The organism is Klebsiella huaxiensis (assembly GCF_003261575.2).
Classification (GTDB): domain Bacteria; phylum Pseudomonadota; class Gammaproteobacteria; order Enterobacterales; family Enterobacteriaceae; genus Klebsiella; species Klebsiella huaxiensis.
The window spans coordinates 3,541,140-3,554,312 of sequence record NZ_CP036175.1 but is presented as its reverse complement, the minus strand read 5'-3'; the positions used below and the strand labels follow the sequence as shown (position 1 = coordinate 3,554,312).

The 13,173-nt window shown below is 54.9% G+C and carries 12 protein-coding genes; 6 read left to right on the top strand and 6 right to left on the bottom strand.

The features are described 5' to 3' along the window. Positions 1-31 precede the first annotated feature (31 nt). Both DA718_RS17125 and DA718_RS30440 read right to left on the bottom strand, forming a co-directional pair. Positions 32-667 (bottom strand): TetR/AcrR family transcriptional regulator, encoded by a 636-nt coding sequence (locus tag DA718_RS17125; protein ID WP_112216806.1) that lies wholly within the window; start codon positions 665-667, stop codon positions 32-34. Further along, positions 664-792, bottom strand: coding sequence for a hypothetical protein (locus DA718_RS30440; RefSeq protein ID WP_167492878.1), 129 nt, complete (start codon positions 790-792; stop codon positions 664-666). The genes DA718_RS17125 and DA718_RS30440 overlap by 4 nt, the downstream gene beginning before the upstream one ends. A gap of 124 nt (positions 793-916) precedes the next feature. On the opposite strand from DA718_RS30440, the gene bhsA reads away from it, so the two are divergent. Then, positions 917-1,174: a multiple stress resistance protein BhsA gene (bhsA, locus tag DA718_RS17120; protein ID WP_110277139.1), complete on the top strand. Its 258-nt coding sequence runs from the start codon at positions 917-919 to the stop codon at positions 1,172-1,174. Between the two features lie 157 nt (positions 1,175-1,331). Here bhsA and ldtC read toward each other — a convergent pair whose 3' ends face one another. Together ldtC and mfd are read right to left on the bottom strand one after the other, a co-directional pair. Beyond that, positions 1,332-2,291: a L,D-transpeptidase LdtC gene (ldtC, locus tag DA718_RS17115; RefSeq protein ID WP_112216805.1), complete on the bottom strand. Its 960-nt coding sequence runs from the start codon at positions 2,289-2,291 to the stop codon at positions 1,332-1,334. Between the two features lie 165 nt (positions 2,292-2,456). Further along, positions 2,457-5,903 carry a transcription-repair coupling factor gene (gene mfd, locus DA718_RS17110; protein WP_112216804.1) on the bottom strand — a complete coding sequence of 1,149 codons (3,447 nt, stop codon included), beginning with the start codon at positions 5,901-5,903 and terminating at the stop codon, positions 2,457-2,459. 304 nt (positions 5,904-6,207) lie between these two features. Here mfd and lolC point away from each other — a divergent pair, with 304 nt between their 5' ends. The 5 genes from lolC to cobB are packed head-to-tail and all read left to right on the top strand — an operon-like array spanning position 6,208 to position 11,144. Beyond that, positions 6,208-7,407 (top strand): lipoprotein-releasing ABC transporter permease subunit LolC, encoded by a 1,200-nt coding sequence (gene lolC / locus DA718_RS17100; RefSeq protein WP_112216803.1) that lies wholly within the window; start codon positions 6,208-6,210, stop codon positions 7,405-7,407. Continuing rightward, positions 7,400-8,101 carry a lipoprotein-releasing ABC transporter ATP-binding protein LolD gene (lolD, locus tag DA718_RS17095; protein ID WP_110277142.1) on the top strand — a complete coding sequence of 234 codons (702 nt, stop codon included), beginning with the start codon at positions 7,400-7,402 and terminating at the stop codon, positions 8,099-8,101. Before lolC ends, lolD begins: the two co-directional genes overlap by 8 nt. Beyond that, positions 8,101-9,345 carry a lipoprotein-releasing ABC transporter permease subunit LolE gene (gene lolE / locus DA718_RS17090; protein WP_112216802.1) on the top strand — a complete coding sequence of 415 codons (1,245 nt, stop codon included), beginning with the start codon at positions 8,101-8,103 and terminating at the stop codon, positions 9,343-9,345. The genes lolD and lolE overlap by 1 nt, the downstream gene beginning before the upstream one ends. Positions 9,346-9,393: 48 nt before the next feature. Then, a complete protein-coding gene (gene nagK / locus DA718_RS17085; RefSeq protein WP_112216801.1) occupies positions 9,394-10,305 on the top strand; it encodes an N-acetylglucosamine kinase in 912 nt (303 codons plus the stop codon). A gap of 14 nt (positions 10,306-10,319) precedes the next feature. Beyond that, the gene (cobB, locus tag DA718_RS17080; RefSeq protein ID WP_112216800.1) at positions 10,320-11,144 is read left to right on the top strand and encodes a Sir2 family NAD+-dependent deacetylase; all 825 of its coding nucleotides are present in this window, start codon (positions 10,320-10,322) and stop codon (positions 11,142-11,144) included. A 33-nt stretch (positions 11,145-11,177) separates the two neighbouring features. Here the strand turns inward: cobB and DA718_RS17075 are convergent, their stop codons facing one another. Then, a complete protein-coding gene (locus DA718_RS17075; protein ID WP_110277146.1) occupies positions 11,178-12,140 on the bottom strand; it encodes a sugar-binding transcriptional regulator in 963 nt (320 codons plus the stop codon). A gap of 41 nt (positions 12,141-12,181) precedes the next feature. Continuing rightward, positions 12,182-12,976, bottom strand: a complete 795-nt coding sequence (locus tag DA718_RS17070) for a triose-phosphate isomerase (RefSeq protein ID WP_112216799.1) — start codon at positions 12,974-12,976, stop codon at positions 12,182-12,184. Positions 12,977-13,173: the final 197 nt, after the last annotated feature.

Genomic DNA, 13,173 nt, shown 5'->3' with positions numbered 1-13,173 from the left:
CCGACGGAGGAGCCATCGGTCAAAGAGAGATTTAGTGCTGAAGAACCTGCGGCCAAAGACGCATCGTGGTCTCGGCAATTTGCATGATTTTAGTGAAATCTGCACCTTCGCGGGCGCTGATTGACATACCCTGCAATACGCAGCTTAAGAACTGCGCCAATTGGCTCACGTCGCCGTCAGACGGAAGTTCGCCGCGTATCTGCCGCTGCTGTAGAAATTGCGTCAATGCCTGTTCCTGCATGGCATGCCGCGATTTAAGCGTATTGGCGATATCGGTAGACGAGGCCGCCAGCGCTGCAGAGGCGTTGACCATAAAGCAGCCTGCGGGCGTTTCTTTGCTGGTAAAGCAGGTGGCGACAGCGGTGAAATAATCGCGCAATGCCTGATCCACGGTTTTGCCCTCATCAAACAGCAATGCTTCGTGTTTGGCGGCAAAGCGAGAGATGTAGCGATCCAGCACTGCGCGAAACAACCCCTCTTTATTCACGAATTCTGCATAGAGCGTTGGCGCTTTTGCGCCCGTCGCCTCCACCAGATCGGCGAGAGAGGTGGCTTCATAGCCGTGCTGCCAGAAGAGTGTCATGGCCTTATCCAGCGCCGCGTCCCTGTCGAACACTTTAGGTCGGCCACGGCTTTTTTTTACACAACCCTGAACGTCAGTTGTCATGGTGCCGTTGTACCTGTGTTGGTTTGTTGAAAGGCCATTATAAAAATAAACGTCATAGGCTGCCAGTGATGTTGCTCTAAAAATAAATAATTCATATATGTATGAATTTTAAGTTTTTTATAAATAGTTAAACGGTCGTTATAAAAATGGTTTGACGTGTGATGTGGATCACATTATTATTTACCTATCGATCGTTAAGTTAATTCGTTCGACCCTACAAAAACATTCATCTGCATAGGTATAATAATCATGAAAAACGTTAAAACATTGGCCATCGCCGCTGTTCTTAGTTCGCTCTCTTTCGCAAGCTTTGCCGCTGTTGAAGTTCAGTCAACCCCGGCAGGCCAGCATAAAATTGGCACCGTTTCCGCTTCCGCCGGGACCAACCTGGGTTCTCTGGAAGATCAGCTGGCGCAAAAGGCTGAAGAAATGGGCGCAAGCTCTTATCGTATTACTTCGGTAACCGGTCCTAACACCCTTCACGGGACTGCGGTTATCTACAAATAATTTTTTGTACCCTGTCATGCCACTGACAAAACGCGGACCTGACCCCTTCAGCAGCCCGCGTTAGCAAGAAATATGTTGTACCCTGTTTGATTATTGCTACAAAAAAACCGCCAGCACGTTTGTGTCAGGCGGTTTTTTTATATTTGCTTTCAGGAGGCTATAGCGACTGCGTGCTGCCACCATGGTGACGCGTCACGTCAACCGGCATACCTGAACGCAGCGTCATTGCGCGTTCCATAACATCCTCATCGGTTAACTGGGTCTGCTTAAAGGCCTGCATGCTGTCGTTAAGCGTAATAGGCAGCGTCTGCGGATCGTCATCAATGTGTTTGGACAGCGGCTGGTGAATTTCAACCAGACGTGTTCCGTTCGGCTCGACAGAGGCTTTAATCGGCGTATTGATAATGGTGACCTTAGTGCCCGGCGTTATCTTGCTATACAACGTTTTGATATCGTCATCGCGCAGGCGGATGCAGCCGGAGCTGACGCGCATACCGATGCCGAAATCAGCGTTAGTGCCGTGAAGCAGATAGACGCCGCCGTAGGCTGCCAGACGAATGGCGTGGTGGCCCATCGGGTTATCTGGCCCGGCAGGCATGACGGCGGGCAGGTCAATGCCCATTGCTTTATAGCGGGCGCGAATATTGGCCGTAGGCGTCCAGGTCGGGTTTGCGCGCTTGTCGGAAACGGTAGTGACCATCGTTGGCGTAATGGTATCGCCGCCCAACTGACCAATGCCGATAGGATAGACGGTGACCTCGCTTTTACCCGGCGGATAGTAGTAGAGGCGCAGCTCGGCCAGGTTAAGGACTAACCCTTCGCGCGGCGCTTCAGGTAACAGGGTTTGTAGCGGAATCGTCAGCACGCTGCCCGCTCGCGGAACGTAAGGATCAACGCCAGGGTTCGCCTGTAGCAGCGCCAGAAAACCGACATTGTACTTTTTGGCAATGGCTTCCAGGGAACCGCCGTTATTTTCGACGACGTGAAACTGATTTTGCCCAACCAGCCGGCTGCCCGGAGGCGGCAGCGGCCAGGTATTTGCGCGGGCGGGTAGCGCCAGCGCGGCGGCGATGACAATCATCCCCAACCAAATTGAAATACGCGAAAAGCTTTTCATCACGCTAATTCCATATAATGTAAGTGGTTATTTTTATACGTAAAGTCTTGCGCATTATGGCGTAGCGAGTGTTGGGAAGTGCAGAGGGATTGCAAAATGTTTGTAAATTTTGCAGAGCATGTTGGAGGGGCGGGACACGGCGTCCTGGCCGTATCCCGTATCCCGCTAAGCGGTGGCGTTTTCTTCCAGTTGACGCATAAACTGACGCACCCAGTCCATCCGAGTTTTACGCTCGGCAAGGTCCTGCATAAACTTCAGACGCGTCGGGCCATCAAGTCGATAGTGCTGAGGCTGTTTCTGCAATAAGCCAATTAGCCACATGGGGTTAACGTGATTCTTCTCGTTAAACTCAACGGTACCGCCTTTTTCGTTGCTCTCCAGTTTGCGGATCCCTAGCTTCTGCGCCTGCTGGCGTAAACGGGCGATATCGAGCAGGTTTCTTGCCGGATCCGGCAGTTGGCCGAAGCGGTCGATAAGCTCAACCTTGATCTCCTCCAGCTCGTTTTCATTTTTCGCGCTGGCAATGCGCTTGTAGAACGACAGGCGAGTATTCACGTCCGGGATAAAGTCGTCCGGAAGCAGTGACGGCATCCGTAACTCAACTTCCGTCTGCTGGCTGGTGAGATCTTCCAGAGAGGGTTCGCGCCCGGCTTTCAGGGCATCGACGGCGTTTTCCAGCAGCTCCATATACAGCGAGAAGCCGATGGTTTCCATGGAACCGCTCTGATCTTCGCCCAATAGTTCACCCGCGCCGCGAATTTCGAGATCATGGGTCGCCAGAGCGAACCCGGCGCCGAGATCTTCCAGCGACGCGATAGCCTCAAGGCGTTTTTGCGCATCGGTAGTCATCGCTTTCGGATGTGGCGTCAGCAGCCAGGCATAGGCCTGATGGTGCGAACGACCAACACGACCGCGCAGCTGGTGCAACTGCGCCAGACCAAAGTGGTCGGCGCGTTCGATAATAATGGTGTTGGCGGTGGGAATGTCGATCCCGGTTTCGATGATGGTGGTGCACACCAGCACGTTAAAGCGCTGGTGGTGGAAATCATTCATCACTCGCTCCAGCTCACGCTCGCGCATCTGCCCGTGGCCGATGGCGATACGTGCTTCCGGTACCAACTCTGCCAGCTTGTCTGCCGCTTTCTGGATGTTTTCGACATCATTAAAGAGATAGTAAACCTGGCCGCCGCGCAGCACTTCGCGCAGGATAGCCTCACGCACCACCAGAGCATCATATTCGCGCACAAAGGTTTTGACCGCCAGACGGCGGGCGGGCGGCGTAGCAATAATCGACAAATCGCGCATCCCGCTCATCGCCATATTCAGAGTTCGCGGAATCGGCGTCGCGGTCAGGGTCAGGATATCGACATCGGCGCGCATTGCCTTGATGCGCTCTTTGTGGCGCACGCCGAAGCGGTGCTCTTCATCGACAATTAGCAGGCCAAGATCGCGCAGCTTAACGTCCGGTTGCAGCAGCTTATGGGTACCGATAAGTATGTCGACTTTCCCTTCAGCGACCTGTTCGAGGATCTGCGCCTGTTCTTTGGCGCTTCTGAAACGCGAGAGCATCTCGATGCGCACCGGCCAGTTGGCGAAGCGATCGCGGAAGTTATCAAAGTGCTGCTGGGCGAGCAGGGTGGTCGGCACCAGCACCGCCACCTGCTTATGGTTTTCAACCGCCAGAAAAGCGGCGCGCATGGCGACTTCAGTTTTACCAAAGCCGACATCGCCACAGACCAGACGGTCCATCGCCAGCGGCTGGCACATATCGCTTAACACGGCGTTGATGGCCTGCGCCTGATCAGGCGTAGTTTCGAACGGGAAGCCGTCGCAGAATAGCTGGTACTGCTCTTTATCATGTTTAAACGCGTAGCCTGCTTTTGCTGCTCGCTGGGCGTAAATATCCAGCAGCTCGGCGGCCACATCGCGCACCTTCTCGGCGGCTTTCTGCCGCGCGCGCGCCCAAACGTCGCCGCCCAGTTTATGCAGAGGCGCGTTCTCTTCCGCGCCACCGGCGTAGCGGCTAATCAAATGCAGCGACGACACAGGCACGTACAGTTTGGCGTCGTTGGCGTAGGTCAGCATCAGGTATTCGCCATTAATGCCGCCCGCTTCAAGGGTTGTCATTCCGGCGTAGCGGCCTACGCCATGCTCAAGATGCACCACCGGCTGGCCAATATGCAGCTCCGCCAGGTTGCGGATCAAGGTGTCCGGGTTAATGGTGCGCCGTGAATCCTGGCGGCGACGGGCAACGCGTTCGCCCAGAAGGTCACTTTCGCAAATCAGCGCCAGGTTACGCTGGCTGTCGATAAAACCGTGTTCCGCCGCGCCGATCATCAGGTAGCGGCCATTACCGGTAGCGTCTTCAAGGCGTTGAATATATTTCGGCGCCACCTTAATCCGCGCCAGCATTTCGCCCAGCGTTTCGCGACGGCCTTCGCTTTCCACAGAGAAAATCACTGGCCCGCTGAAGGATTCAAGGAAGCGGCGCAGGTTATCCAGCGGCGCTTTGTTCTGCGCCTGAATTGCCAGTTCGGGTAATGTCTGATAACCGAGGTTGGTATTGGCGGCTTTCTCCGCCAGACGCTCGGTTTTAAGCTGCACGCGCGGCCATTTTTTTAGCTCGCTAAACAGCTCATCGCTACGCAGCCAAAGTTGTTCCGGCGGCAGAAGCGGGCGCATTGGATCGACGCCGCGATTTTCAAAGCGGGCGCGGGTTTCATTCTGGAATCGTTCGGCGCTGGCCTCCAGATCGCCAGTATTCACAATCAGCGTTTTGGCCGGGAAATAGCTGAACAGCGGCGGTAGCGGCTCGTTAAAAAACAGCGGCTGCCAGTATTCGATCCCCGCCGGCAGCGTGCCTTTACTGACCTGCTGGTAAATATGTTCGGCGTCGCGCTTCACGTCGAAGCGGTCGCGCCATTGGCTGCGGAAAAGTTCGATAGCGGCCTGGTCAATCGGAAATTCATGCGCAGGTAGCAAATTAATGGCGACGACTTCTTCCAGTGTGCGCTGGCTGTCGACGTCAAACAGACGCAGGCTGTCGATTTCGTCATCAAAAAAGTCAAGGCGATAAGGCTGCTCGCTACCCATTGGGTACAGGTCAAGCAGCGCCCCGCGCGTGGCGTATTCACCGTGCTCCATCACCTGATCGACATGGCGATAACCGGCGCTATCAAGCTGCGAGCGCAGCGCATCCCGCGACAGACGTTGGCCTTTTTTCATCACCAGCGCATGACCATGAAGGAAATTATGCGGGCAGACGCGCTGCATCAGGGTGCTGACCGGAACGATCAACACGCCGCGTTCCATGGTCGGAAGCTGATAAAGGGTGGCGAGACGGGAAGAGATAATATCCTGGTGCGGCGAGAAGCTGTCGTAGGGGAGCGTTTCCCAGTCCGCCAGGCCAGCCACCATGCTGTCAGTAAACTGCCTGATTTCATCATTCAGCCGCAGAGCGTTTTGCATGTCCGGGGTGATAAGGATCACCGGTCCGGCGTGACGCTCGGCCATTTCCGCCACCAGCGTCGCGCAGGCCGCGCCGGTAAGTTCGCCAAGCTGGCGCTGATCGCCGGCTTTGACCGGCAGAGAGTATCGGTTTTGTTCAGGCATAGACGGTATCATAATCTCTTGGGGATTCGCTCTGCCGATATGGAGGGCAACTCGCTGATATTCAATAGTGTGATTATCCGCGATCGACCTGGATTCGCCAACCCGTATCGCAAATGTCATGTTTTGGGCAAAAATGTAACGGACTCTGATAAGCGTAAAGATAAATAAGGACTTACTTATCTATGTGGCTGTTTATATTGAATTTTTAATGAGTTTGCTAATAAAATCGTCAGGTTTCAGACATTTACGCTGCTCATAATCGCTTATATACTCGGGCATCGGCTTCAGCAATCAGATGGATTACATGTATCAACCTGCCGCACTCTTTATTGGCCTTCGCTATATGCGCGGGCGCGCAGCTGACCGCTTCGGTCGTTTCGTCTCCTGGCTCTCGACCATTGGCATTACGCTTGGCGTAATGGCACTGGTTACCGTGCTTTCGGTGATGAACGGTTTTGAACGCGAGCTGCAAAACAACATCCTGGGGCTGATGCCGCAGGCCATTCTTAGCGCCCAGCAAGGGTCCATCGATCCGCAAAAGCTGCCGGAAAGCGCGGTGAAATTACAGGGTGTTACCCGGATTGCGCCGCTGACGACCGGCGATGTGGTGCTGCAAAGCGCCCGCAGCGTGGCGGTTGGCGTAATACTGGGTATCGACCCGGCGCAGAAAGATCCTCTGACGCCATATCTGGTGAACGTTAAGCAAAGCGATCTGCAACCTGGAAAATACAACGTGATTATCGGCGAGCAGTTGGCCGGACAACTGGGGGTTAATCGCGGCGATCAGATCCGCGTGATGGTCCCTTCCGCCAGCCAGTTCACTCCGATGGGGCGGGTTCCCAGCCAGCGTCTGTTTAACGTGATCGGCACCTTTGCCGCCAGTAGTGAAGTCGATGGCTATCAGATGTTGACCAACATTGACGATGCTTCTCGCCTGATGCGCTACCCGCTGGGCAATATTACCGGCTGGCGTCTGTGGCTGAGTCAGCCTTTGCAGGTTGATACCCTTAGTCAACAAACGCTGCCGGAAGGCACTAAATGGCAGGACTGGCGCGAGCGTAAAGGCGAGCTGTTCCAGGCCGTGCGGATGGAAAAAAATATGATGGGCCTGCTGCTGAGCCTGATCATTGCCGTCGCCGCCTTCAATATCATCACCTCTCTGGGAATGATGGTGATGGAGAAACAGGGTGAAGTGGCAATTTTGCAGACCCTCGGGCTCACGCCGCGGCAAATCATGCTGGTCTTTATGGTCCAGGGGGCCAGCGCCGGGATTGTCGGTGCGCTGCTGGGGGCCGGGCTGGGCGCACTGCTCGCCAGCCAGCTGAATAATTTAATGCCGATTATCGGCGCGTTCCTTGATGGTGCCGCGCTGCCGGTAGCCATTGAGCCGCTACAGGTGATTTCTATCGCCCTGGTGGCGATGGTGCTGGCATTACTCTCTACGTTGTATCCTTCATGGCGCGCTGCCGCCACTCAACCCGCTGAGGCTTTACGTTATGAATAAGATCCTGCTGCAATGCGACAACCTGTGCAAACGCTATCAGGAAGGCACTGTGCAAACCGACGTATTGCATGATGTCAGCTTCAGCATTGAAGAGGGCGAGATGATGGCGATTGTCGGTACCTCCGGTTCCGGCAAGAGTACGCTGCTGCATCTGCTGGGTGGGCTGGATACGCCGACCTCCGGCGACGTTATTTTTTCCGGTCAATCGATGAGCCAGCTTTCTGCCGCAGCTCGTGCCGACCTGCGTAACCGCGAGCTGGGCTTTATTTATCAATTCCACCACCTGCTGCCGGATTTCACCGCCCTGGAAAACGTAGCGATGCCGCTGCTGATTGGTAAACAGAAGGCAGCGGATATCGAACGCCAGGCCAAAGAGATGCTGCGCGCAGTTGGGCTTGAGCATCGAAGTGACCACCGCCCGTCGGAGCTTTCCGGCGGCGAGCGTCAGCGAGTGGCGATTGCCCGTGCGCTGGTCAATAAACCGCGTCTGGTGCTGGCGGATGAACCTACCGGTAACCTCGATGCACGCAACGCCGACAGCATTTTCCAGCTTCTCGGCGAGCTGAACGTGGCCCAGCGCACTGCATTTCTGGTGGTCACCCATGACCTGCAGCTGGCAAAACGCATGAACCGCCAGCTGGAGATGCGCGATGGGCACTTGACCGCTGAACTCTCCCTGATGGGGGCCGAGTAATGAGTTCTCCGTTATCGTTATTGATTGCCCTGCGTTTTAGCCGCGGGCGGCGACGCGGCGGAATGGTATCGCTGATTTCGGTTATCTCAACCATCGGTATTGCGCTGGGTGTGGCGGTGTTAATCGTCGGCTTGAGCGCGATGAACGGCTTTGAGCGCGAACTCAATAACCGCATTCTGGCGGTGGTCCCACATGGTGAAATTGAGCCAGTAAATCAGCCGTGGAACAACTGGAACGATGCGCTGACGAAGGTTGAAAAGGTCAAAGGCATCGTTGCCGCCGCGCCCTATATTAACTTCACCGGGCTGGTGGAGAGCGGCAGCAATATGCGCGCGATTCAGGTGAAGGGCGTCGACCCGCAGCAGGAGAGTCGTCTCAGCTCATTGCCAACGTTTGTGCAGAATAACGCCTGGGCCAGCTTCAAGGCCGGTGAGCAGCAGGTGATCCTCGGTAAGGGCGTTGCCGACGCGCTGCACGTTAAGCAGGGCGATTGGGTCTCGATCATGATCCCTAACTCCGATGCCGATCACCAACTGTTGCAACCCAAGCGTGTCAGGCTTCATGTCACCGGCATTTTGCAGCTCAGCGGTCAGCTCGATCATAGTTTTGCCATGATCCCAATGCAGGATGCGCAGCAGTATCTGGATATGGGCAGCAGCGTGACCGGTATCGCGCTTAAGGTGAACGATGTGTTCCATGCGAATACCCTGGTGCGCGACGCGGGCGAAGTGACCAACAGCTACGTTTATATCAAGAGCTGGATTGGCACCTACGGTTATATGTATCGCGACATTCAGATGATCCGCGCCATTATGTATCTGGCGATGGTGCTGGTGATCGGTGTGGCCTGCTTTAACATCGTCTCGACGCTGGTGATGGCGGTGAAGGATAAAAGCGGCGATATTGCGGTGCTGCGCACGCTTGGCGCAAAAGACGGCCTGATCCGCGCGATTTTCGTATGGTATGGTTTACTTGCCGGTTCGGTAGGGAGCCTGATTGGGGTGGCGATTGGCGTTATCTGCGCGTTTAAGCTGACCTCAATTATTAACGGGATTGAGGACTTGATCGGGCATAAATTCCTCTCCGGCGACATCTATTTTATTGATTTCCTGCCGTCTGAACTGCACTGGCTGGACGTCATTTACGTGCTGGTGACAGCACTGTTGCTGAGTTTGCTGGCCAGCTGGTATCCTGCCCGCCGCGCCAGCCGCATTGACCCGGCGAGGGTGCTGAGTGGCCAGTAATTTATCGTCATGATCGGCTTTGCCGATGCATCAAGAGGAATTGCTGAAATGTACTACGGATTTGACATTGGCGGCAGCAAGATAGCGCTGGGCGTATTTGATAAAGAGCGGCGATTGCAGTGGGAAAAACGCGTCGCCACGCCGAAAGAAAGCTACGAGGCTTTTTTACTGTCGGTGGAAGAACTGGTTCAGGAAGCCGATCAGCGTTTTGGCTGCAAGGGCTCTGTGGGAATTGGTATTCCGGGAATGCCGGAAACGGAGGACGGCACGCTGTATGCCGCCAACGTTCCCGCTGCCAGCGGCAGGCAACTGCGGGCGGATCTGAGCGAACGTCTGGGGCGCGACGTGCGCCTTGATAACGACGCCAACTGTTTTGCGCTTTCCGAAGCGTGGGACGACGAATTTACGCAATACCCGCTGGTGATGGGGATGATCCTTGGCACTGGCGTCGGCGGTGGTCTGGTGCTCAACGGCAAATCGATTACCGGACATCGCTATATTACCGGCGAATTCGGCCATATCCGCCTGCCTGTGGATGCGCTGGAAGTGGTGGGCCGTGATTTTCCGCTGACCCGCTGCGGTTGCGGCCAGCTTGGCTGCATCGAAAATTACCTTTCTGGCCGTGGATTTGCCTGGCTGTATGAACATTTTTATCAACAATCCTTAACCTCGCCGGAGATCGTCGCGCTCTGGCAGCAGGGCGATGCGAAAGCGCGTGAGCATGTCGAGCGCTATCTCGATCTGCTGGCGGTTTGCCTGGGCAATATTTTAACCATTGTTGACCCGGATCTGCTGGTGCTTGGCGGAGGATTGTCTAACTTTACGGCAATAACCGAAGGGCTGGCGCAGCGTCTGCCGCGACATCTGCTCCCTGTCGCCAGCGTGCCGCGAATTGAGCGTGCACGTCATGGTGATGCCGGAGGAATGCGCGGTGCGGCCTTCCTTCATCTGACTCATTAATTACAGAGGTAGCTATGCAGTCGCGCCGCTTACATCGATTAAGCCGATTTCGCCGCAACAAACGCCGGTTACGTGACCGTCTGCGTCAGCGGATTTTCTTCGGTGATGATAAGGAGAACTCTGAGACGATGGAAAAACCAAGAGTCGTGGTGTTAACCGGCGCGGGCATTTCGGCGGAGTCGGGAATTAGAACTTTCCGTGCCGCTGATGGCCTGTGGGAAGAGCATCGGGTAGAAGACGTGGCAACACCGGAAGGCTTTGCCCGCGACCCGGCGCTGGTGCAGTCGTTTTACAACGACCGTCGTCGCCAGCTGCAAAGCCCGGACATCGTACCCAATGCGGCGCATCAGGCGCTGGCGCGGCTGGAAGAAGCCTTAGGCGATCATTTTCTGCTGGTTACTCAGAATATCGATAACCTGCATGAGCGTGCGGGTAATCATCGGGTGATACATATGCACGGTGAGCTGCTGAAGGTGCGCTGTTCGTGGAGTGGGCAGGTGCTGGAGTGGACCGGCGATGTGACGACGGAAGACAAATGCCACTGCTGCCAGTTCCCCGCGCCGCTGCGCCCGCACGTCGTGTGGTTTGGTGAAATGCCGCTGGATATGGATGAAATCTACCTGGCGCTCGCCGAGTGCGATATTTTTATCGCCATCGGCACCTCCGGGCACGTTTATCCAGCGGCAGGGTTTGTTCATGAAGCGCGGCTACAGGGCGCGCATACGGTGGAGCTAAACCTTGAGCCAAGCCAGGTGGGCAGTGAGTTTGCCGAAAAACACTACGGTCTGGCAAGCGTAGTCGTGCCGGAATTTATCGGTAAGCTGTTGAAGGAACTTTGATGCTAATCTCAGCCGCGCTAATGCGCGGCTTTTTTATAACGCTTTCTGCATGTTAATCACTGCCCGGGCATTTGATGCGCTGGTAGCCAGCACGTCAATCACGCCGGTGCGCAGCGCGCCGAGAATCGCCGTTGATTTAGTGCTTTCCGAAGCAATAGCAATCACGCAGGGGATAGTGCGCAGTTGTTCAAGGCTCAGGCCAATTACCCGGTCATTCATTACTGTATCAACCGGCGTGCCCTGAATATTGAAAAAGCTATAGCCCGCGAGATCGCCCACCACGCCCTGTTCCTGACGAGCGGTGGCTATCTCCTGCGGTGAGAACCAGCCCAGCTGCACCATAAAGCTGTTTTCGTTCATATCGCCGAGGCCAATAATGGCAACGTCCGCCTTGCTGGCCTGTTCGAGCGTAGCTTTAATCAGCCGGTTTTGCATAAATGCTGAACGCAGCTCCGGGGTTTCGACGTAGGCTGGCGCGTACAGCGTTTCGCTAAAGCCGTTAAATTTGCGTGCCAGGTTTCGACTGATGTGATCGGCATCGATCAGCTGGTTATCGCGCTTGGTTCCGCCGATACCGCAAATAAAACGACAGTTGCGTTCCGGGAAAATCCCCACGTGGTTAGCGACGGCGGCGACGTTGCGCCCCTGGCCAACGGTCACGGTCATATCATTTTTGAGGATCCCGGCCAGATAGTTGCTGACCAGCGCCGCCACCTGCTGGCGCTGTTCGTCCTCGTCGTGATGGTCTAAGGCGATAAGCGCACGTTTGATCCCGAAATGAGAAATAAACTGCTGCTCTATCTGCGAGCTGAAGACCGGATGATATTTCACGCTGATCTCGACAATCCCTTCGTGACGGGCTTTCTTCAGCAAACGACCGACCTTAATGCGCGAGATACCAAAGCGCTTTGCAATCTCTTCCTGGGTTTGTTCCTGATCGTAATAAGCCACGGCAATTTCTGTCAGCAGCGCATAATCTGAGTCTTGTTCAGTCATAGTTATCGCCTGGTGTTTCCATCTTTGATGTCTCCCTAATACTACTGCGCCTGAAGAATAAATTCCTCTGTAACGCGTTGAACAATGTCGCAATAGCCGTTGGCATCCCATGCCGAACGACCAATAAACAGCCCATTGATATCATCCTGAAGGAGTAGTTCTACGGCATTTTGCCGATTGACGCTACCGCCGTACAGCAGGGGAATGCGCTGCCCGGTCTCTGTGCCGAAGGTTTCACACAATGCCTGGCGCAGTGCGCGGTGGATCTCTGCGGCCTGTTCCGGCGTCGCTGGGGTGCCGTGTTCGCCGATGGCCCATACCGGCTCGTAGGCGACCAGAGTTTGTAAAACCTGTTCTTCGCTCAAATCATACAGGGCGATTTTCATCTGTCGTACCACGGTTTCTCGCGATACCTGCCAGCGCTTCTCGTCGGCGCTGTCGCCAATGCAGATAAGCGGCCGCAAACCGTGGCGCAGGGCGCTATGCACCTTTTGGTTAATGGCGGCATCGGTTTCATTAAATGCGCCCCGGCGTTCAGAATGGCCAAGTTCGACCAGGGTTGCGCCGGTTTCAGCCAGCATGGCGGCGGAGATCTCACCGGTCCAGGCGCCGTTTTCCGCTTCATGCATATTCTGCGCCCCGGTCAGACAGGGGATTTGGTGCTGCTGGAGATACTGGCTAACCGGATGAATTGCGGTAAAGGGGGGGATAACAAACGGCTGAATTTTCGGGTGTAAAACCCCCGGCAGCCGCTCTGTCAGCGTTTCACACCAGGCCATGGCTTGAGATAACGGCTTGTTCATTTTCCAGCTGGTTCCTAACCAGATTTGTTCCATTTTTGTTCTCCATAATAGATAAATCAATAGCTTGTAGTGAAAGTGGGGTCGCGTGTTAGTGAGATTGAACTTTTTATCACTACATGAACATATGTTAGATCACATTTTTTTATAAAATAAATCTATGGATTTTTTTATGTGATCTAAATCACTAATAACCTCTCAATCATCAGGTAATGTTCTGACCATATGATTCA